20 protein-coding genes are annotated in these 17,578 nt (G+C 67.9%); 5 read left to right on the top strand and 15 right to left on the bottom strand.

Annotation, left to right across the window (positions count from 1 at the left end; genetic code table 11):
- Positions 1-652: 652 nt before the first annotated feature.
- The 13 genes from MMR14E_RS08165 to MMR14E_RS08105 form a co-directional block, all read right to left on the bottom strand.
- Entirely contained in the window at positions 653-1,702 is a 1,050-nt protein-coding gene (locus MMR14E_RS08165; RefSeq protein ID WP_331313645.1) for a tetratricopeptide repeat protein, read from the bottom strand.
- A 334-nt stretch (positions 1,703-2,036) separates the two neighbouring features.
- Positions 2,037-2,393 (bottom strand): hypothetical protein, encoded by a 357-nt coding sequence (locus tag MMR14E_RS08160; protein ID WP_331313644.1) that lies wholly within the window; start codon positions 2,391-2,393, stop codon positions 2,037-2,039.
- A gap of 45 nt (positions 2,394-2,438) precedes the next feature.
- On the bottom strand, positions 2,439-2,852 hold the full coding sequence (locus MMR14E_RS08155) for a hypothetical protein (protein ID WP_331313643.1): 414 nt from the start codon (positions 2,850-2,852) through the stop codon (positions 2,439-2,441).
- Positions 2,852-3,127: a hypothetical protein gene (locus MMR14E_RS08150; protein ID WP_331313642.1), complete on the bottom strand. Its 276-nt coding sequence runs from the start codon at positions 3,125-3,127 to the stop codon at positions 2,852-2,854. The genes MMR14E_RS08155 and MMR14E_RS08150 overlap by 1 nt, the downstream gene beginning before the upstream one ends.
- On the bottom strand, positions 3,127-3,747 hold the full coding sequence (locus tag MMR14E_RS08145; protein ID WP_331313641.1) for a lysozyme: 621 nt from the start codon (positions 3,745-3,747) through the stop codon (positions 3,127-3,129). Before MMR14E_RS08145 ends, MMR14E_RS08150 begins: the two co-directional genes overlap by 1 nt.
- 13 nt (positions 3,748-3,760) lie before the next feature.
- Positions 3,761-4,114, bottom strand: a complete 354-nt coding sequence (locus tag MMR14E_RS08140) for a septal ring lytic transglycosylase RlpA family protein (protein ID WP_331313640.1) — start codon at positions 4,112-4,114, stop codon at positions 3,761-3,763.
- Between the two features lie 41 nt (positions 4,115-4,155).
- Positions 4,156-5,808, bottom strand: a complete 1,653-nt coding sequence (locus tag MMR14E_RS08135; RefSeq protein WP_331313639.1) for a hypothetical protein — start codon at positions 5,806-5,808, stop codon at positions 4,156-4,158.
- Positions 5,809-5,819: 11 nt separating this feature from the next.
- The gene (locus MMR14E_RS08130; protein WP_331313638.1) at positions 5,820-7,310 is read right to left on the bottom strand and encodes a hypothetical protein; all 1,491 of its coding nucleotides are present in this window, start codon (positions 7,308-7,310) and stop codon (positions 5,820-5,822) included.
- A 1-nt stretch (position 7,311) separates the two neighbouring features.
- A complete protein-coding gene (locus MMR14E_RS08125) occupies positions 7,312-7,785 on the bottom strand; it encodes a hypothetical protein (RefSeq protein ID WP_331313637.1) in 474 nt (157 codons plus the stop codon).
- Position 7,786: 1 nt separating this feature from the next.
- On the bottom strand, positions 7,787-8,347 hold the full coding sequence (locus MMR14E_RS08120; RefSeq protein WP_331313636.1) for a hypothetical protein: 561 nt from the start codon (positions 8,345-8,347) through the stop codon (positions 7,787-7,789).
- Between the two features lie 7 nt (positions 8,348-8,354).
- Positions 8,355-9,599, bottom strand: coding sequence for a phage tail protein (locus tag MMR14E_RS08115; protein ID WP_331313635.1), 1,245 nt, complete (start codon positions 9,597-9,599; stop codon positions 8,355-8,357).
- A gap of 15 nt (positions 9,600-9,614) precedes the next feature.
- Positions 9,615-10,346 (bottom strand): hypothetical protein, encoded by a 732-nt coding sequence (locus MMR14E_RS08110; protein ID WP_331313634.1) that lies wholly within the window; start codon positions 10,344-10,346, stop codon positions 9,615-9,617.
- Positions 10,347-10,569: 223 nt separating this feature from the next.
- Positions 10,570-10,911, bottom strand: coding sequence for a hypothetical protein (locus tag MMR14E_RS08105; RefSeq protein ID WP_331313633.1), 342 nt, complete (start codon positions 10,909-10,911; stop codon positions 10,570-10,572).
- 17 nt (positions 10,912-10,928) lie between these two features.
- Between MMR14E_RS08105 and MMR14E_RS08100 the strand changes: the two genes are divergently transcribed.
- From MMR14E_RS08100 to MMR14E_RS08080, 5 genes are all read left to right on the top strand, one after another.
- Positions 10,929-11,150: a hypothetical protein gene (locus tag MMR14E_RS08100; RefSeq protein ID WP_331313632.1), complete on the top strand. Its 222-nt coding sequence runs from the start codon at positions 10,929-10,931 to the stop codon at positions 11,148-11,150.
- Positions 11,147-11,536, top strand: a complete 390-nt coding sequence (locus tag MMR14E_RS08095) for a hypothetical protein (RefSeq protein WP_331313631.1) — start codon at positions 11,147-11,149, stop codon at positions 11,534-11,536. Before MMR14E_RS08100 ends, MMR14E_RS08095 begins: the two co-directional genes overlap by 4 nt.
- Positions 11,537-11,782: 246 nt before the next feature.
- On the top strand, positions 11,783-12,025 hold the full coding sequence (locus tag MMR14E_RS08090; protein ID WP_331313630.1) for a hypothetical protein: 243 nt from the start codon (positions 11,783-11,785) through the stop codon (positions 12,023-12,025).
- A 278-nt stretch (positions 12,026-12,303) separates the two neighbouring features.
- On the top strand, positions 12,304-12,552 hold the full coding sequence (locus MMR14E_RS08085) for a hypothetical protein (RefSeq protein ID WP_331313629.1): 249 nt from the start codon (positions 12,304-12,306) through the stop codon (positions 12,550-12,552).
- A 38-nt stretch (positions 12,553-12,590) separates the two neighbouring features.
- On the top strand, positions 12,591-12,830 hold the full coding sequence (locus MMR14E_RS08080; RefSeq protein WP_331313628.1) for a hypothetical protein: 240 nt from the start codon (positions 12,591-12,593) through the stop codon (positions 12,828-12,830).
- On the opposite strand, the gene MMR14E_RS08075 is transcribed toward MMR14E_RS08080, so the two are convergent.
- A complete protein-coding gene (locus MMR14E_RS08075) occupies positions 12,780-16,064 on the bottom strand; it encodes a hypothetical protein (RefSeq protein ID WP_331313627.1) in 3,285 nt (1,094 codons plus the stop codon). The two genes, MMR14E_RS08080 and MMR14E_RS08075, sit on opposite strands and share 51 nt — an antisense overlap.
- Complete coding sequence (locus MMR14E_RS08070) at positions 16,064-17,380, bottom strand: hypothetical protein (protein ID WP_331313626.1); 1,317 nt, start codon at positions 17,378-17,380, stop codon at positions 16,064-16,066. The genes MMR14E_RS08075 and MMR14E_RS08070 overlap by 1 nt, the downstream gene beginning before the upstream one ends.
- Positions 17,381-17,578: the final 198 nt, after the last annotated feature.

The following is a 17,578-nucleotide window of genomic DNA, read 5'->3' as shown; positions in this document are numbered from 1 at the left end:
GCGAGGTCTTTGCCGCCGATCTAACGGCTGCCGCTGCCGCTGCCGCCACCAGCACTGCCATTTGGAACGGCCCTCTCAGGTAGGCTCGCGTTACCGCCAGCTGCCGAGTCCGTCGTGATGGTCTCCGCTCCCGTTGCGCCGCGAGGAATGACCACGTTGCGATCATTTCCAGTGGTGTTGGGCTGAAGCTGGATAGCTGCACCGCCTGATCGCGGGGTGCCGCCGGGCGCAATCGGCTGAGCTGACGCCGATCTTGAGGCAATTGCCGCAAGCGAAGCAATTAGGACGGTCGACATGGCGCGCATTGGCTGTCCTCTCATATGCATTTCTGGCAAAAACTCGCCGCCGGATCAAAATTCCCGGGCAAATTTTGGCTATTATACGCAACAGGAAAGGGGTGTATGGCGCTGTTGTCTCTCGATCGCGGAGCATCCCTTAGTAAAGTACCGCTAGGGTCTTCGGCGGATTATTTTCTTGCACGTGCCGTAACTGTTGGCTGCTGACTCCGAGTAAATCCTTTTGACCATGAGACAGCTGCCTAAGGGCTACCGTTCTGAAAGAACCGCCACGGCCGGAGCCGGGCGGTTTGGCATCGTTTCGAATATAGACAAATAGTCAGCAACACACTTTCAATCAAATTTCCTACGGATGATTAGTCATTCTTGGTCCTGCCGTCGTCGGGAGAATACATCTCCGCCAGACGTCGCATCGCCGTGGCATCGCCGGCTGCAGCGGATTTTTCGAACCAGTTTTTGGCACTAACTAGATCCTGCTTGACGCCATTGCCATCTACGTACATTGAACCAAGATTGTTCATTGCTAGAGTGTTGCCGCCTGCCGCAGATTTTTCGTAGGACTTGATTGCAGCTTCTAGGTCCTGAGAGCCGCCCTGCCCGTTGGCCAACATAACACCTAAGCTGTTCATCGCATCGAAATTGCCGAGCGCAGCAGCTTTCTCAAACCAAGAACGCGATAACTTCAAATTTTGCTTAACACCGATACTCTCACGATAAATGATGCCAAGGCTGTTTTGCGCAAAATCGTTGTTAAGCGCCGCAGATTTTTCGAACCATTTTAGCGAAGTCTGATAATTTATCTTAGTTCCGCGACCGGCGTTATACATAACGGCTAGATTTGCCATCGCAAATGCATTTCCATTGTTTGCCGCCTTTTCAAATAATGCTTTGGCCGCGTTATAGTCTTGCTTGCCGCCCAGCCCATCCTGATACAAATTTCCCAGATTGTTCATCGCATCGGTGTCACCGCCGTCTGCAGCTTTTTTGTACCATGACCTTGCCTCAACGTAGTTCTGCGTGACGCCATTTCCTCTCGAATAAAATAGACCAAGATTGTACATGGCCGTAACGTCGCCGGCTACGGCGGCTTTTTCGTACCACATCCGTGCTGTTTCGTAGTTTTTTCCGACCCCGTCTATGCGATCGTTGCTGACGTGACTCGTGTCAGCAGCCACCGGTAGCTGGCTATTGTCTGCCGTGGCGACTTTTGCGAACGAACACGAGGCATAATTGCTGCTGAGGTCGCGCCCGTCGAAGAAAATTCGTTTGCAGGCAGCTTCATCCTTGGAGAAATCTATAGAGTTTGGAGGAGCCGGTTGCGACGAAGCGGCCCCGCTCTCGCTTGCGATCAGGACACCACTCATTGCCAACCCGAAGCAAATTGCAGTTTTCAGATTTGAGCGCATCTTCTTAAACCCTATCCAGCGTTACTATTGGCTCCACGTACCGTCGCCCGGGGAATGCCGCAGTGCTCCAAGACACATGGATGTAAATTGCGTCCCGATGTGACTGCACCGATGCTGCTGAAGTCTGAAATTCGCACCGACGCCGCCTGACATTGTTAAAGCGGTTAAAGATTGTTCGATCAAAATTGGAAATTGCAGCTTAATCTGCAACTGTAGAATAGGTCGTAGGCACGGCGTTCCACTTAAATGCCATGTAGGCTCTGCAAACGACGAAAGGCGCCCCGGCCGAAGCCGGGGCGCCCAGGGCGGTGTGAAGTAGGATGTGACGCAGCGGTCAGTCGGGCGGCCGGCGCATGAAGGCCTTCAGCATCGCCTCGCGCGTCTCCTTCATCTCGTCCCGCACCGAAACCACCATGTCGTCGATGCGCCGCTCCAGACGGGTAATCACGTCGCCGGTGACGTAGGTCCGCGCGACCTCGATCTTGAAGGCATTCAGCTTCTCCTCAAGCGAGCGGATCTCGATCTTCGCCGCCGCCATGTCGATCGTGAGCGGCGAGACCGCTTCCTTCGTGCCGGTGCGCAGCTTCCCGATGATCCAGTCCGTGCCCTTGCCGAGCGCGATCAGGAACAGCGCGAGCGCGATGAGCTGCGCCCAGGTGATCGGCCCGGGCGACAGGAAGGACGTGTCCATGGGGCGGTCTTTCGCGGCCCGGCCCCTCTCCGGGGCGGGAGAGGGTTAGCGGGTGAAGGTCTTCTTGACGCCGAGCAGGCCGATCAGTCCGACGCCGGCCCAGATGATCGTCTTCTGGATCTCCAGGTACTCGCCCGGCATCGCGGCGATCCGCCATGAGCCGACCGTGTGACCGTCCCAGGGGAAGCAATCGAAGGTCACGGCGCCGAAGTGGATGATCGCGATCGCGAACGCGACGGGCATCATCCAGGCGGTCAGCAGGGAAGCCCGATCGGCGTTGCGCGCGGCCGCGACCTGCTGCTGCGCCACGATCCAGGCCTGGAACATCTGCGCGTTGGTCGAGACGTCGGCGCCGACATCGACCTGGTGCTTGGCGAGATCCGTGTCAGCCCGCTTGTTGGCGAAGTCGAGGATCTTGCCGAGCAGGCCGGGCACGAGGGTGAGGAGGGCGGCGAGCATCAGCGCGGCCCTCCCGGCGCGTCACGGTCCGGCGCGCGCATGGGCGGCGTGGTCGTGTAGGCCCGCATCACGAGGCCCATCAGGAAGCACCCGGCCACGATCGCCTTCGCGGTGCCCTCCGGCGCGCCCATGTCGATGAGCAGCTGCCGGAAGTCGACGGCGTGAAGGGCGTCGAGCAGCGCCAGCAGGAATGCCGGCGTGAAGAAGATGAAGGTGCGCCACCCGCTGAGGCGTCGCCACAGCATGCGGGCACGGTGGAAGCGAGAACGGGGCATCAGGGAGCCTTTCGTCCGAGGAACAGGTCGACGAGGCGGGTGAAGAGGCTGGGCCGGGCCGCGGCCGCCGGCTTCGCGCCTGTCATCGGCGCGAGCGGGTCGGGCGCGGTCGCGGGCGCCGGCAGCGTGCCGGCCATCGCCTTCACGGGCGAGCGGTCGCCGCGGCGCGCGTAAACCTTGGCGCCGTCGTAGGAGGCGAGGACGGCCTGGTCGCGCTCACCCTGCCGGCGCGGGATGATCGCGGCCGGCTTGTTCCACATCAGGAACGCCTCGACGGCCCCGGCGAGGTTGCCGGCGTTGGCGCGGCGGACCACGGTCGAGTGCGCGAAGCCGACCGGCCCGATGTTGTAGGCGAGGCTCACGCAGGCATCGAAGAACGGCTGCGGGACCGGCTTGGCCAGGGCGGCACGGACCGGGGCCGCGTACTTCTCCAGCGCGGCGGCGAAGAGCGCGTCGGACTGGAGCGGCGTGATCGTCAGGCCCGGCACGACCTTGATCAGCCCGGAGGCGGTCGTGATGCCGGTGCCGATCGTCCAGACGCCGACGCTGTCCTTGTAGGCGGTCAGCCGCGTGCCTTCGCGCCCCTCGAGGGCGGCGCGTCCGATGGGCGAGACGTCCATGGTGGTCTCCGGGTCAGCCGAGGATGGCGAGGTGGACGCGGCCGACGCCCGACAGGCCGATGGCCCTGGCTGCGCCGCGCGAGAGGTCGATCGCCCGGCCGGCGATGAAGGGGCCGCGGTCCGTGATGCGGACGACGACCGAGCGGCCCGTGGCGGCGCAGGTCACCCGCACGCGAGTCCCGAACGGCAGGGTCTTGTGCGCGGCGGTGAGCGCGTCCTGGTCGAAGCGCGAACCGTCGGCCGCGCGGCGGCCATGGAAGCCCGGGCCGTACCAGGAGGCGGTCTCAGCCGAGGCTGGGGCGCACGCGGCCGATCCCGCGAGCGCGAGGCACGCGAGGGCGGCCCGCGCCGGCAAGCGCAGGATCATGGCAGTCCCTTAGGAGGAGAGCTTGAGAGGGGAGCTGCGGCCTACTGCAGGACCTTGAACCCGACAGCGGGGCCGTTCACCCGGGCGGAGATCGAACCGTCGAAGCCGTTGCCGCCGGCGGGTGCGTTGGTGCGCACCTGGACGATTACCGACCCCGGCACCGTGGTGGTGTCGTATGCGAGATCGATCGGGTTGGCCGCCGTGACCGGAGGAGAAGTCGGCGTGATGGTCGCGGTCAGGCCGGTGTTGGTCAGCAGCACGTCCTGGTAGCTGGAGACGGTGCCGACGCCCTGCAGCGTGCCCTCGATCTGGATGGTCGCGCGGGTGGCACGGTTCGGCCGCATGTCGATCTGGAAGGCTGGCACATATCCCGGCGCGGATGGCGTGTAGCCCTGGGCCGGCGGGGCGGCGAGATGGAGCGGGCGCTGCTCGAAGCGGTCGACCGGCCCGGTGTCCGTCAGCCGCTGGTCGAGCACGCGGTGGGACGAGAGCGAAACGGGGGAATACGCCGCCGGGCCGACGACGATGTTGCTGCCGCCATCGTGGAGATCGATGGCCGCCACGTTGAAGTTCTTGTGCGTGTTCCCGCCGATGTAGACGTTCTCCCCGCCAAACACCTGAACGTCGTAATTGTGGATGTTGAAGACGTTGCCGGTGACGTTGACGTTGTAGACGCCGGGGTCGATCCGAATGGCGGTCGGCTGCCCGGCAATCTCGTTCCCGGAGATCGAGATGGAGCCGAAGATTTTCGGGTTGCTGGCCCCGGCAAGACCCGGGGCCGCACCGAGGCGAACGGCGGCGACGGTCTGGTTCTCGATGGAGGTGTTGGACACGAGCAGGATGCCCGTGCCGGGCATGTTGCAGGTCGGTTCGAGTTGGAGGTCGACGCCGTATTGCGATCCGAGGAGTTTGGAGTTGGTGATCTTCAAGCCGCCGCCGCTCTGGAAGCGGATCCCGGCGGAACCGTCGAGGGGCGCGAAGTCGTTGAGCGTGATCAGATGCTCGATCGAGCTGTCGCCGTTGTCGCAATAGTTCCCGTTGCGGACGAGAACGCCGTACTTCGCATAGTTGCGGACCCAGACGTTGCGGATCGCCCAGAAGTACCCGCTCTCGACGTTGATGGCGGTCGTGAAGCCGGTCGTGTAGACGTTCTCGACGCCCTGATGGGTCGGGTTCTCCGAGGCGTCCGACATCACGATGCCGGTCGACGAGCTCGTGAACCCGTTGTTGGCGACGCGGGCATGCTCGAAGAGCGCGCCGTCGCCCATCAGCTTGATGGCCGTGCCGGTGGCGCCCGAGTAGCGGAACTCGGTCCCGTTGACCAAGCCCGCGCCGGACCAGCGCTGCTTGACGTTCAGCAGGGTGCCCGAGATCGCGATGCAGCCCGACCGCGGGAAGATCAGCCACGCGCCGGCCGGCAGCGACGCGGACAGCCTGTTGATGCGGTCGGTCTGATCGGCGCCGCAGTGGGTGTCGGACAGGTACGGGCTGACGACCGTGGCCGAAGCCAGGGCCTGGACGAATTCAGTGGTCGCGAGGCGCCGCGAGTTGTCGGTGAAGCCGGGCGTCAGACCGCGCGGCGTGCTGAACCGGCCCGCCGGGTCCCGCGTGGTCGGCTCGAGGTCGAGCGCGAACGCCTGGACCGGCAGCGACAGCGCCGCGACGAGGGCGAGGATCTTCCAGACGAAGCGCATCGGGACGAGCCTCAGTTCGCGCTGAAGGAGTGGGTGACCAGGACCGTGGCGGCCGCGGAAGCGTTGCCGATGATCTTGGTGCGGTAGTAGCGGAGGGTGACCGGCACGGTTACGTTGAGCGCGCCATAGGTCGACCCGGTCGGCGGCGCCGGTACCGCGCCGCTGAACACCTCGAAGAACGTCGCTCCGTCGTACGACCCCTGCACGATGGCGGTAATCGCCTGAGTCGACGCGAAGGTCGCGTTGAACTTCGTGTACGGCGCCGGATTGGCTCCTGCGTCGTAGGCGTTGTTGGCCGCCGAAGCGCCTGCCGCCAGCGAGCCCGGGCCATAGTCCACGTAGAAGGCCGTGCGCTGATTGGCGGCCGTGAGCTGCGCGATCTCGCTCGCTTGGTTCGCCGCCGTGGCGCCGCCGGCCGGAAGCGCCGAGCTGTTCACCACCACGCCGTTCGTCGTGCCGGGCGTAGTCTGATCCAGGCCGACCTTGCCGATGATGTTCGCCCCTGCCGGGGTGGCGGCGATCATCGCCGCGTAGAGCCCCTTCAGCGCCGCGATAATCGAGGCCGTCGCCCCGCCCGCGTAGGCGGCGTCGGCCGGCGCGCCGAGCGCGGAGATCTGCGAGGCTTGGTTGGTCGCGGTCGCGGCGCCGGCCGGAAGCGGCAGGGCGGCGGCGCTGACCGGCTGCGTCACGCCGGATCCGTCGACCTTCCAGGCGGCGGCGCCGGCCGCGCCCTGGTTCGATGTGACCGTGCCAGAGACTGCCAGCGTGCCGAGCAGCCGATCCCGGATCGCCCGCAATGCGCCGATGACGGAGGTGCTCGCACCCGATGCCGTCGCCGCATCGGCGCTCGTCCCGGTCGCCGCGGCGATCGCCGCGGTGCTGGTGTTGCCGGCCTGCGCGGTCGCATCGAGGGCGAAGGCGTTGCCGATGGTGCCGATCTGCGCCGCGCCGGCCCCGAGGCTGACGGTTCCGGAGACCGGCTGCACCACGCCGGACCCGTCGACCGGGAGGCGACCGCCGACCAGGGCCGCAGGTAGGCGGTCCCGGATCGCGGCGAGGATGACGGCGATCCCGGACTGGGTCGCGAGCAGCCGTGTCGCCTTGGCGATCAGGGAGCCGGCCGCCGCGTCGGACCCGGGAGCGACGTCGGCCGGGGTGCCGAGCGCGGTCGAGAGGTTCGACAGCGTCGCGTTGCCGGTCGCGAGCAGCGCGCGGCACGCTTCGAGGCGCGCGTCGGTGGCGATCAGCGCGCCGTCGTCGAGGAAGCCGGTCAGCGGCCCGGCGGTGAGGCCGGACACGTCCGTGGCCAGCGTCATCACCGCGCCGGCGGTCGAGACGTAGCCGAGCCCGGGGCGCCCCTTGGCGAAGACGAAGCGGTTGCTCGGCTCGTGGAGGACGCCCAGCACCGTGCGCGGGTCGAAGTCGGCGCCGAGGGCCGAGAAGTCGAGCGTGCCGGCGACGGGATCGAGGACGATGCCCGTGAGGATGGGGGGCAGCTTCATGTCAGATCCCGCCGAAGATGAGGGCCGTACTGATCGCGATATCCTGGGCGTCGGCACGGGCGAGGGCGCCGAAATCCGAGGTCCAGGTCGAGCCGTTGGCGACCGCGAGGTAGAAGGCGCCGGCCTGGATCCGGCCGGCGGGCGGCGGCGAGCCATCGAGGTCGCGCCACGGCCGCGCACCGAGGCTGTCGACGTTCAGCGTCGGGCTGTTCGTGTTGTCCCGGTCGGCCTGGACCAGGATCGCCACGCCGGGTCGCATCCTCGCCACGCCCGAGGCGGTGCGCGCGAGGTAGGCGTTGGCCAGTCCGGCGGTCCGGATCGCGCCGCCCTGATCGGCCAGGAGCGCGGCCTGCGCCGCCATAATGCTGCGCAGGAGCCCGGGCAGGTCGCGCGCGGAGGTCCCGTCGCGGGCCGGCACGTCGGGGTCCGCCGACGCGTTCGCCGCCGGGCTGGTGGACCAGTCGAAGGCGCTCATGTCAGTCTCCCGTCGTCACGACGAGCTGGCCCTCGTTGAACCAGAGCTTGCCCTTGCCGGGCGGCGCCGAGGTCGGGAGGATCGCCTGGAGCGCGGCTAGAAGCGTCGCGATGTTGAGCACGCCGAGATCGGTCGGAGCCGGGTTCACCTTGCGCCAGGCCGGCGCGCCGGAAGCGATCGCCTCGTCCCAGACGACGAGCTGGAACTCGCCCTTGCGCATGGCCCCCGGTGCGAGCTCGCCGCCGTCGGCCGCGCGCAACGGCGCCGGGCCGAACCCGTCGACCGCGAGCGCCGGCTCGGCCACGCTGTCGCGATGCGCCCAGAAGCCGATCATCACGCCCGGCGCCGGCTTCAGACCGGACAGGGTCTGCACCTCGAACACGTCGGTCAGGCCCTGCGAGACCAGGGCGCCCCCCTGATCACCGACGAGCATGGCGACGCCGGCCATGATCCCGCGGGCCGCATCCGGCAGCAGGCGCGCCGAGGTCCCGGGCAGCGCCGGCACGGCGGCGTCGACCTGCCCGTTCTGGGTCGGGTCGGTCTTCCAGTCGAAAGCGCTCATCCGGTCCTCAGGTCTTGATCGCCCACGTCACCACCGCGCCCGGCGGCACGTTCGGGTGCGGGTCGCCCGAGCCGGCCGTGTCGATCACCAGCGTGTGGGTGTGGTTCGGCGTCGGATCGATTGTGTGGATGTGGCCGCCGTCGAGCTGGATGCCGTGGCTGTGCGTGCCGCCCGGATCGGTCGCGAAGCTGTGCCCGTGGTTGCCCGCTCCGCCCGTGGTGAAGGTGTGCGAATGTGGGCCGCTCTGGGTCGTCTGGCCGTTGCCCTGCGAGCCGAGGTTGATGCCCGTCACGACCTGGGCGTTGTTCGGGGTCGCGGTGCTGACCAGCCCGTAGCCGTACTGCACGACGTGGGCATGATCGCCGCTGATGTCGCTGGTCCCGGTGTGGACGTGAGCGCCGGTCACGTTGGTCGAGCCGGTGTGGTCGTGGGCGCCGTCGATGTTGGTGCCGCCATGGTTGTGCGAGCCGGCGGACTGGACGTTCGGCTGGAAGAAGCCGGCCGGCGACATGGTCGAGGTGTGCATGTGCCGCGGCATCTGGTTCGGCAGCATCGCCACGACCTCGGAGCCGCCGAGCGTGCCGAGCGACCCGACGAGACCGCCGGCCGAGGTGAGCAGGCTCAGCCCGCGGTTTGCGCCGAAGAGGCTGCGCCCGCGCAGGTCCGGCAGGTTGAAGGTCTGGAAGCCGTCACCGACGCCCCACAGGCTGCTGATCGCGGCGAACAGAGTGGCGTAGGAGGCGCGCGAGACCGGGCGGCCGTCACAGATCTCCCAACCCGACGGCACGTTGGGGCCGCCGAACGCCGCGATCTTCCCGGCCGCCTCCGTGGTCGGCGACAGGGTGCGGTAGACCTTCGCGTCCGGGTCATAGACCACCGACCAGACGACGTTCTGGCCGATATCGCCGGGCCCGAACTGCGTCCCGTCCGAGCGCAGCCACGGCTTCGGATCGTTCCCGTCGGCCGCCAGGGTGCACGGGTTGAGGTTGGTCGTCGTGGTCCGGAATTTCAGCGTGTGCGCCTGCGCCGTAACCTTCGCTGACAAGGTCTGCCGGGTGATGACGGTGTAGGCGTCCGACCCGTAGGCTTGGTTCACGCCCGAGTTGTCGAGCATCCAGAGCTTCACCGACGCCATCAGCGCGCGCATGGCGTCGTTGATGGTCTTGGCCGGCTGCCCCTCGTTGAAGATGATCGGGGGATCCGAGACGTCGTTGCCCGAGGGCGCTTCGTCCCAAAAGGCTGCGCCGGGCATAGGCTCGTCCTCGGGTTAGCGGGTCTGGGCGCCAGGCAGCAGCGCGAAGAAGCGCTGCGCGTCGAAGGCGGGGGCCTGCCGGCGGGCCGGGTGCATCTGCACCGGGGCCGGGGCGGGCGCCGCAGCAGCCTGCGCCACCGGGGAGGCGGCCGGCCCGTCGGCGGCGGAGAGCGTCCGGAGCAGCGCGGCGACCTGGAGCGTGCGATCCGCCTCGGGCGACTGCATCGCGGCGCCGCCGGCTGGCGTAACCGAACCCTCGGTACCGGCCGCGACCGGGCCGGATAGGCCGAAGGCGCCGCGGGGCGAGGCCGAGCCGGGCGAGAACGCGCCGCCGAGGAAGGCTGCTGCCTTCGCTCGGTGCCCGGCCATCTGGCTGTTGACCTTGTCGGCGACCGTGCCGGGCGTGCCGCCGTTCGCCGTGTCGCTCCGGTCGTACAGCCCGGGCGATCCGGCGTTCACCGTCGAGTAGAGGTCGAGCATCCCCATGCCGGGCTTGAAGCCGCGGTCGGTCAGGTAGCGCTCGACGGCGGGAAGCTGATCCGAGAAGCTCTGATCCTGGCTCGCGCCGTACTTCTGCTGCTCGGTCGGCCCGAACTGGATCAGGCCGATGTGCCGGTTACCCGAGCCGCCCCGGATCGAAGGGCTGAACCCGCTCTCAAACGACATCACGGTCGCGTAGTCGAGCGGATCCGCGCCGATGCGCTGCGCGCTGGCGATCAGCGCGTCGCGGTCTGCGGCAGTCGGCATGCTGGGAGGTCCTGAAACGCAAAAGACCCGCGCGATGGCGGGCCTTGCAGGGTCGGGCGCACAGCGCTCGCGACGCTGGCTGTTTCGGGCACTTCGCCCGTCGGGTCAAGGGGTGGGCCGGACGCTTGCTCAAGCGGCCCGGCCCGATCAGCCGTGGAGGTGTGAAGCTTCTGGAAGATTAGAAGACGTGACGGAGGCCCAACACGACGGCAAGGCCGCGCAATCACGAAAGCAGAAGACTTGTTTCCATCAATAGGGGTCCATTCTGCTGCGCAATCGCACCGTGTGCCACATCTTCAATACGATATGTATGGCCATTCCACGTGAAAAACTGTCCTGCCACGAACGATCCGTAGGGCTGTGTTATTTCAGGTAGATTTGCTATCAATAACTTATTAGCGCTCGCGATAAGCTGCAGGCGGAAAAATAACACGATCGCCTCCATCGCCTGTGAATATTGATATCGGATTATCCAACTTGGCTGAATATCATTAAATATGGCGTCGCCCAAGCCCAATTGATGGGCGCCTACATCGACGCCGGCAAGCTGCGGTTTGTCCGGCATCGTGGTACACGTTGCCGATGCCCCGCTGGCTCCAATTCGCCCTCGGCCTCGTCACGCTGATCGCGCTCGCCGCGGGGATCGTGCGCACGCTCGTGCGTCACGTGCCGGACGAGGTCGCATCCTGGCTTGGGCCGTGGGCCTACGAGGTGTTGGTTCTGTTGCTGGCCCTGAGTTTCGTGGCGATCATCGTGCGGGCTGCTCAGGGCTATCGCCCTCCTCGATCTGACAAGGTGCGATGATGCTCCGCCGGCTCGCGATCCTCCCGCTCTTGCTCGTCTCCACGGTTGCACATGCTACAGGCCCAGGAGCCAAGGCAACGGGCACCTTCGGGCACAAAGAAGACGGCTACGAGCAGGGCGTCGAGGTAAAGGCAGCCGGCGCAGCCGGCTTCACGGCCGAGTTCTCAACGGGAACCAAAGGCTGCGGCGGTGGGGTGACCATGAAGGGGCGGCCGACTGGACCCGACACGGTCGTCTTCAGCAAAACTGAAGGTGGTCAAACCTGCCGGATCACCGCTCGCTACACCTCGGGTTTCCGGTCGGTCGTGTTGGAGGAGCAGGGCTGCATGATGTGGCACGGCGCCTCGTGTGAGTTCCAAGGGACCTTGAAGCGTACACAACCGTGACGTGCTAGGCATGCCGCCACGCCCCGCTGGCTCCAGATCCTGCTTAACGTGACGGTGTGCGTAGGCTTTGCACTGGCTGTGTGAGCGATCGTCTGAGCCGATCCACAATGTGGCAGGCTGTAACAGTGCCGATGAGGCTAGTCAGACCGAAGATTGGCGCTAGCACAACCAGAGAGCGTACTTGTTGCATAACCGGTATAACATTAAACTGTGCCGTCCACAACGACGCGACGGAGCAGCGATTGAATGGCGCTCGATCAATCTTTATTGACAGCTCTTGCCTATCTAGGCGCCGCCGTATGTGGAGTGATACTGGGTGGAATATTGGGTTTTATTGCTGGAAATTTGTATATTGATCTGATGAAAATTAGCCCAATGGAAGGGACGGCTAGCTATATGGTCGTATTATTATTCATGCCAGGGGGCGCATTTTTGGGTATGGTAACTGCTCTGATCGGGCTGGCTGTTTGCCGTCACTATTATTGGTGATGTAAATCAAATGCTGTTTTGGGTCTCAGCGCGCTCTGGCTGGCCCGACGCGCGCGCTGACAGGTGTTCCGCGGAACACCTGTGCTATGATCGGGCCATGCGCCGCGGGCTCCGGATCATACTCAACCTGACGGTCTGCGTAGGCTTCGCGTTGGCCGTGTGGGCGATTATCTGAGCCATCTCACAATGCGGCGAGACTGTGGCGGCGGCGCCATAGCAGGCGCGCCGGCCACTCGCGTAGGTTGTCCCGGGCTCGTGATGCCTGAGAGGAAACCTCGATGAAGACGCTTCTCGCAACCGCGCTGATGCTCGGCTCCGTGGGTGCCGCCGCCGCCCAGGGATATGGCTACGGCACCGGATCGAACTCGAACAGTCACTACACGCGCGGCTATACGACCAATTCGGGGACGTACGTCCAGCCGCACTACTCGACCAACCCGAACAACACTCAGACTGATAATTACAGCACGTCGGGCAACTATAACTACCACAATGGCACCTACGGATCGCGCGGCGCTCGGTACTAAGGCTCCCGAATAGCGGCGAAGCATGCTAAGCTCCGCCGATGCCGACCCGCACCGACGTCATCCTCTGCTGGGCGCTCTTCACCGTAGCGATGGCCGCGCTGTCGTGGGTGCTGCACGCCATCGTGCCGCCGATCATGACCAGCCTGCAGGGCGCGATCGGCGTCGGGACGCTCGGCATCCTGATGCTCGCCGGCTGGCTCGTGCTCGCCTTCTATGGCTACCGACCTCTACTGCTGGGCTGGCTCGCGCGCAGGCGACAGACCCGCATTCGCCAGTGATAGCAGCCGGGTCGTGAACAGCTCGGCGTTCTTGCTGCCGGGCGGGGACTTCGACAGCGCCCGGAGATCCGGGAGGGCCTTCGGGTCGAACATCAGCCGCGCCACGGCCTCACCGCTGTTCAGCATCCGCGCCCGCATCATCGCGTCACCAATCCCGTGCTTGGCGCCGACCGCGAGACCAGCGAGCATCGCCTTCGGTCCGCCCGCAATCGCACCAGCAGCCATGCCGGTGACGGCATCCGAGACCGCCTGCCCGACGTGGGTCTTGCCGGACTGGAATTCCTTCTGGATGGCGTGGTTAAACGCAGTGTCCGACCCCTTCGCCGGCCGGTAACCGGTCGCCTCCAGGGTTGTCAGTAGCCGGTCGAGACCGCCCCAGCGCGTCTCGCCCTCGGGCAGCGCCCGGATCACCGCTTCGAGGTTGTGGCGCTGCTGCGCGTTGCCCCGGATCGCCGAGGCGAACCCGGCGCCACCGTACTGCGAGGCGACGCCCTTCGACTGCTGGGTCGCTTCGTTGAACACCATCTCCAGATAGGTCCGGGCGAGGCTCTGGGCAGCCGGAGCGTCATTGCGGACCAGGGCCTGCATCGCGCTCGCCACCTCGACATGGCTACCGGTGCCCGGGTTCGGGGCGAACAGGGCGCGGGTCGCCGCCGCCACGTCGGGACGCTGCGCGATCTGGCCGAGCGGCGACGCCTCGATCCTGGCCATGCCCTCGCGCGCCATCGTCAGCCGTGAGAGCCGATCCCGAACCTCGGGGAGGGCGTCGAGGACGTCGGCATGCTCGCGCATCGCCGCGCGCAGCGTGTCGGCCGAGAGGTCGCCGCTCGCGCCGGTTGCCCGGTCGAGGATCTGCGTCTCGACGTGGCGGCCGAGGGCCTGGCGCGAGTTCGGCGCCGGCTGGGCCAGCATCTCGCGCGCGGCGGACGGCTGGCCGACGATGCCCGGGACCTGCTCGGCCGGCGTCGCCATGCGGCCGGTGAGATCGTCCCGCCGGACCACGCGTCCGAGCGGGTTGTTGCCGGCGAACGGCTCCAGCGGCGCCGAGTTGGCAGCGAAGTTCGCGTCGGCGGTCGCCACCTCCGGCACGCTCTTCAACTGTGCGTCGAGGGCCGAGCGGGTGGCCTGGAGGTCGCGCACCTTCGTGGCGTCGCCGATGTCCTGCGCGGCGCGGATGCTGAAGTCGAGCCGCTCGCGGGCGTGCAGCAGACCGGCGACGCTCATGTCGAGGTCGCCGCCGGGCTCGCGCAGGTCGCGGCCAACCGCCGTCAGGGCGCCCCGCACATCGCCCTTCGCCGTGCGGCCCTGCTCCGCCACCGCGGCGAGCGCCGGGCGCGGGTCGACCTGCCCGAACCGGACGTCGGGGATTTCCTCCGTCACCATCGGCGTCTTCACGAGCGGCGCAGGCTGCTCCCGCATTGCGTTCACGGTGCGCTCGAACGCGTCGAGGGGCTCGGCGGTCTCCCCGCGCATCAGGGCGCCGAGGGTCCGCGACCGGACGTCGGGGTGTACGCTGGCCGGGTCGATACCGGCGGCCCGGAGATCGCCATTCAGCCGGGTCTCCGCCTGCGAGAGCGCGGCGGCATACTCGTCCCCGAGCTGCCCCGCAGTCGGACCGGCTCCCATCGCCCGGCTGGAGCCGAGCGGATACGAGGGGACGCCGCGCTGCTCGTTCTGAAGCTTGCGCAGCAGCTCGGACGAGATGTCCCGAGCCATGCCGCCGTCGGCGTCGGGGCGGAAGTACCCCTCCTCGATCAGTCGCTCGCGCCAGAAGCTGTCGATCGACTTCCCGCCCGGGCGCGCGACGTTGCCGAGCCCGGGGATGCCGAACTTGTGCAGGTCGGTGGCGAGCACGTCGCCTTCGAGCGGCAGGCCGCCGTTCTGGGCGATGAACCGCCCGAGGCTGACCGGGCCGGCCTCCTGAATGGCGCCGTCGGCGCGGCCCGGGGGCGGCCCGAGCGGAGCGGGCGCGCCATCCGCGAACTGCGGGCGGCTGTACCGCTGCGGCGTCACAATGGGCTCGCCAGGGCGCTCCACCGTGGTCGTGCGCTCGATGCCGACCGTCTCCGGCGCAGCACGGGCGGCGCGATAGTCGATGTCCGCCTGCGCGGCCCGGCGCGCCTCCAGGCCATCGGCCACGCCGCGGAGCTCGCCCTGGATGGTGCGGCCGGCCTGCTCAGGGGTGATTCGAGGGCCGGTCGCCGCGCGTGCCTGCGACAGCGCCGTGCCCTCCGGCGTCTGCATCATGCCCTGGCGCGCCGCGGTCTGGACATCGAACCCGAGTCCGGTCGGGCTGGCGGGCTCGGCGCCGATGCGGTCGAACAGGGCGCGGCCGGCGTTGTCGACCTGCGCCGGACGGGCCGCGTAGAACTCGCCCGCGATCCGGCTGCCCTCGCCGCCGGAATTGGCCGCCACCCGGGCGAGCTGCGACGCCCGCACCGCCTTGCCGCCGGTGGCCGCGTTCAGCGCCTCGTCGACCGACAGCGCGACCGGTCCGCCCGGGCTGTTCATCGCCCCATCGCGCAGCGACTGTGCCGCGGCCAGCTCGGATTCCGTGAGGCCGTGGGTCGCCTCACGCAGGAGGTGCTCGCCCGGGTTGCCGCCCTTGATGGCGCGCACGACCCGCCCGACACCCGCACCGATCAGAGGTCCTCCGGCGCCGAGACCGCCGCCGATCGCGGCACCCTGCTCGATCGCGCCGAGATCGCCACCGGACCGGACCGCGGCATCCGCCGCGCCAAGGCCGGAGCCGGAGACTGCGGAGGCTGCCATGCGCACGGGCAGCGCAGCGCCCGAGATGCCGAAGGCCGCGGGAGCAGCCGCCATCAGGGGCAGGGCGCCGACAACACCACCGCCGGCCTCGCCGAGGCCGGAGGCGATCGGATGCTCGGCCGCCGTGCGCTCGCCGAACCGCTCGACGTTCGCCAGCTCGTCGGAGAAGCGCGTGTCGTTCTTCAGCGCGCGGATCCCGGCGGCGGCGCGGTTCGCGCCCGCGAGTAGGTACGGGCCCACGACCGGCACGCCCTCGATCAGCCCGCGGCCGACGGCGGCCGAGGCGTCACCCGGCTCGTCCGCCGTCGGCGCGTCCGAGAAGCCGCGGTGCAGCTTCAGCAGGTCCGCATCCGACATGCCGGCGAGATCCGCCTTCGGCGCGGCGCCGGCCGTCGCCTGAGGCGCGGGCGCCCTCTGGTAGAGGCGCTGCAGCTCGTCGTCGGAGATCTTCGAGAGATCCATCAGCGCATCATCCCGCGGCGGCGCATCTCGGACTCGACCGCGGCCCGGTCAGGCGCGGCCGGCTTGTACTGGTAGATCTCGGGCTGCTCCACCTTGAAGAAGCCCGCGCGCTGCGTCGTCTCCGGCGTCGCGAACCGATCCACGCTCGCGTTGTGGTGGGCGATCGTGTTCTTGGCGAGGATCTCCTGCGCCTCGATGCCGGCGCGCAGGGCTGCTTCGACGCTGGACCGGTCGCCCGACGAGATCGTCTTGCCGAGCTGGAGGTCCATGTTGGTCGTGTGGCCGGACTGCGAGATGGCCTTGGCCAGCTCGGCGCTCTTCTGGGTCGCGGCCTGGTCGAACAGCTGCGAGTTCGTCACGTAGCTGTCCGGGATGCCGAGGACCTGCGCGGTGATCGCCCGGGCCTGCGTCCGCCAGTCGGCGCCGGCGCCCGCCACGATGCCACGGTCGAGCGCCTCCTTCTGCCGGTTGATCGCGGCGATGGTGCCGATTGCGCCCTCGGCCTTCGCCCGGCTCTCGGTGATCGCCTTGACGGCCGCCTGATCCAGCTCGGCGTTGGCCTTCTGCGGAAGCTGGTTCGTGCCCTGCGTCAGGGCGACATGCGGCATGCCCTTCTCATCGTAGGCGCCGGGCGTGCCCGGCGGGGTGCCGGGCGGAGGCTCGATCACGCGACCGTCGGCACCGACCGTGCCCCACACCCGGGCGCCGCCCGTCGCCGGGGCGACGGGGGTCAGCGCGGACGGGCCATCGGTCTCGCCGATCCGCGACTTGTTCACGCCGACGATCGACCCGTCCAGGCGGGTGATGACCTGCACATCGTCCTTCGCCCCGGCCGCGGTGCCCTCGGCCTGCGCCTGCGCGCGGGCCTTCAGCGTTCCCAGGTCCTGCGGGCCGCCCGCCACCGGCACGAGGCCGGTCGACGTCCGGACGTAGCCCTCCGGCGCGCCATAGTTCCCCGAGAGGAAGCTCTTCACGAAGTCGGGGTTGCCCGCGAGCGCGACGGCGTCCTCGGCGGAGGTGCCGGGTAGCTTCGTCATGATCGCCCGGGCGGTAAGGTTCTGGACGCCCTGCTCCTGCTGCGCCTTCCGGGCCTTCAGCCCGAACTCGGCCTGCGCCAGCGCGGAGGCAGCGCGCTTGCCCTCGTTGTCCTGGTAGGCCTTCAGCCCGGCCGCCGCGCCGCGACCGAAGCCGGGCGTCGACATGAGGCCGATGCCGAGGGACGTCAGCAGGTCGCCGCCGCCGTTCGCGTTGAGATTTCGCAGCCCGTCGCCGATCCGGTCGAGAAGCGACGGCTCCGCTGCGGGAGAGGCCGGCACGGTCGCAGCAGGGGCGTTCGTCGACCCGGTCGTCGCCGGTGCGGCGGGCGCCGGCAGACTGCCAAAACTCAGCGGGCGAGCCGGCGCGGGCGCGGACGGCGCCACATCATCACCACGTGGCGCGACCGGCGCGCTGACCGGCAGGGCGGGCGCGCGCAAGCCGACGAGGCTGGGCAGCGGCGACCGCTCCGGTTCCGC

Origin of the sequence: Methylobacterium mesophilicum, assembly GCF_036441335.1 — a bacterium.
Lineage (GTDB): Bacteria > Pseudomonadota > Alphaproteobacteria > Rhizobiales > Beijerinckiaceae > Methylobacterium > Methylobacterium mesophilicum_B.
Note: the sequence above shows the minus strand (reverse complement) of the source record. Positions and strands in the feature narration are given on the sequence as shown.

What these genes read in the sequence shown, in the direction of transcription:
- MMR14E_RS08165 (WP_331313645.1), bottom strand. Translation starts at nt 1,702, where the DNA reads ATGCGCTCAAATCTGAAAACTGCAATTTGCTTCGGGTTGGCAATGAGT.
- MMR14E_RS08160 (WP_331313644.1), bottom strand. Translation starts at nt 2,393, where the DNA reads ATGGACACGTCCTTCCTGTCGCCCGGGCCGATCACCTGGGCGCAGCTC.
- MMR14E_RS08155 (WP_331313643.1), bottom strand. Translation starts at nt 2,852, where the DNA reads ATGCTCGCCGCCCTCCTCACCCTCGTGCCCGGCCTGCTCGGCAAGATC.
- MMR14E_RS08150 (WP_331313642.1), bottom strand. Translation starts at nt 3,127, where the DNA reads ATGCCCCGTTCTCGCTTCCACCGTGCCCGCATGCTGTGGCGACGCCTC.
- MMR14E_RS08145 (WP_331313641.1), bottom strand. Translation starts at nt 3,747, where the DNA reads ATGGACGTCTCGCCCATCGGACGCGCCGCCCTCGAGGGGCGCGAAGGC.
- MMR14E_RS08140 (WP_331313640.1), bottom strand. Translation starts at nt 4,114, where the DNA reads ATGATCCTGCGCTTGCCGGCGCGGGCCGCCCTCGCGTGCCTCGCGCTC.
- MMR14E_RS08135 (WP_331313639.1), bottom strand. Translation starts at nt 5,808, where the DNA reads ATGCGCTTCGTCTGGAAGATCCTCGCCCTCGTCGCGGCGCTGTCGCTG.
- MMR14E_RS08130 (WP_331313638.1), bottom strand. Translation starts at nt 7,310, where the DNA reads ATGAAGCTGCCCCCCATCCTCACGGGCATCGTCCTCGATCCCGTCGCC.
- MMR14E_RS08125 (WP_331313637.1), bottom strand. Translation starts at nt 7,785, where the DNA reads ATGAGCGCCTTCGACTGGTCCACCAGCCCGGCGGCGAACGCGTCGGCG.
- MMR14E_RS08120 (WP_331313636.1), bottom strand. Translation starts at nt 8,347, where the DNA reads ATGAGCGCTTTCGACTGGAAGACCGACCCGACCCAGAACGGGCAGGTC.
- MMR14E_RS08115 (WP_331313635.1), bottom strand. Translation starts at nt 9,599, where the DNA reads ATGCCCGGCGCAGCCTTTTGGGACGAAGCGCCCTCGGGCAACGACGTC.
- MMR14E_RS08110 (WP_331313634.1), bottom strand. Translation starts at nt 10,346, where the DNA reads ATGCCGACTGCCGCAGACCGCGACGCGCTGATCGCCAGCGCGCAGCGC.
- MMR14E_RS08105 (WP_331313633.1), bottom strand. Translation starts at nt 10,911, where the DNA reads ATGCCGGACAAACCGCAGCTTGCCGGCGTCGATGTAGGCGCCCATCAA.
- MMR14E_RS08100 (WP_331313632.1), top strand. Translation starts at nt 10,929, where the DNA reads ATGCCCCGCTGGCTCCAATTCGCCCTCGGCCTCGTCACGCTGATCGCG.
- MMR14E_RS08095 (WP_331313631.1), top strand. Translation starts at nt 11,147, where the DNA reads ATGATGCTCCGCCGGCTCGCGATCCTCCCGCTCTTGCTCGTCTCCACG.
- MMR14E_RS08090 (WP_331313630.1), top strand. Translation starts at nt 11,783, where the DNA reads ATGGCGCTCGATCAATCTTTATTGACAGCTCTTGCCTATCTAGGCGCC.
- MMR14E_RS08085 (WP_331313629.1), top strand. Translation starts at nt 12,304, where the DNA reads ATGAAGACGCTTCTCGCAACCGCGCTGATGCTCGGCTCCGTGGGTGCC.
- MMR14E_RS08080 (WP_331313628.1), top strand. Translation starts at nt 12,591, where the DNA reads ATGCCGACCCGCACCGACGTCATCCTCTGCTGGGCGCTCTTCACCGTA.
- MMR14E_RS08075 (WP_331313627.1), bottom strand. Translation starts at nt 16,064, where the DNA reads ATGGATCTCTCGAAGATCTCCGACGACGAGCTGCAGCGCCTCTACCAG.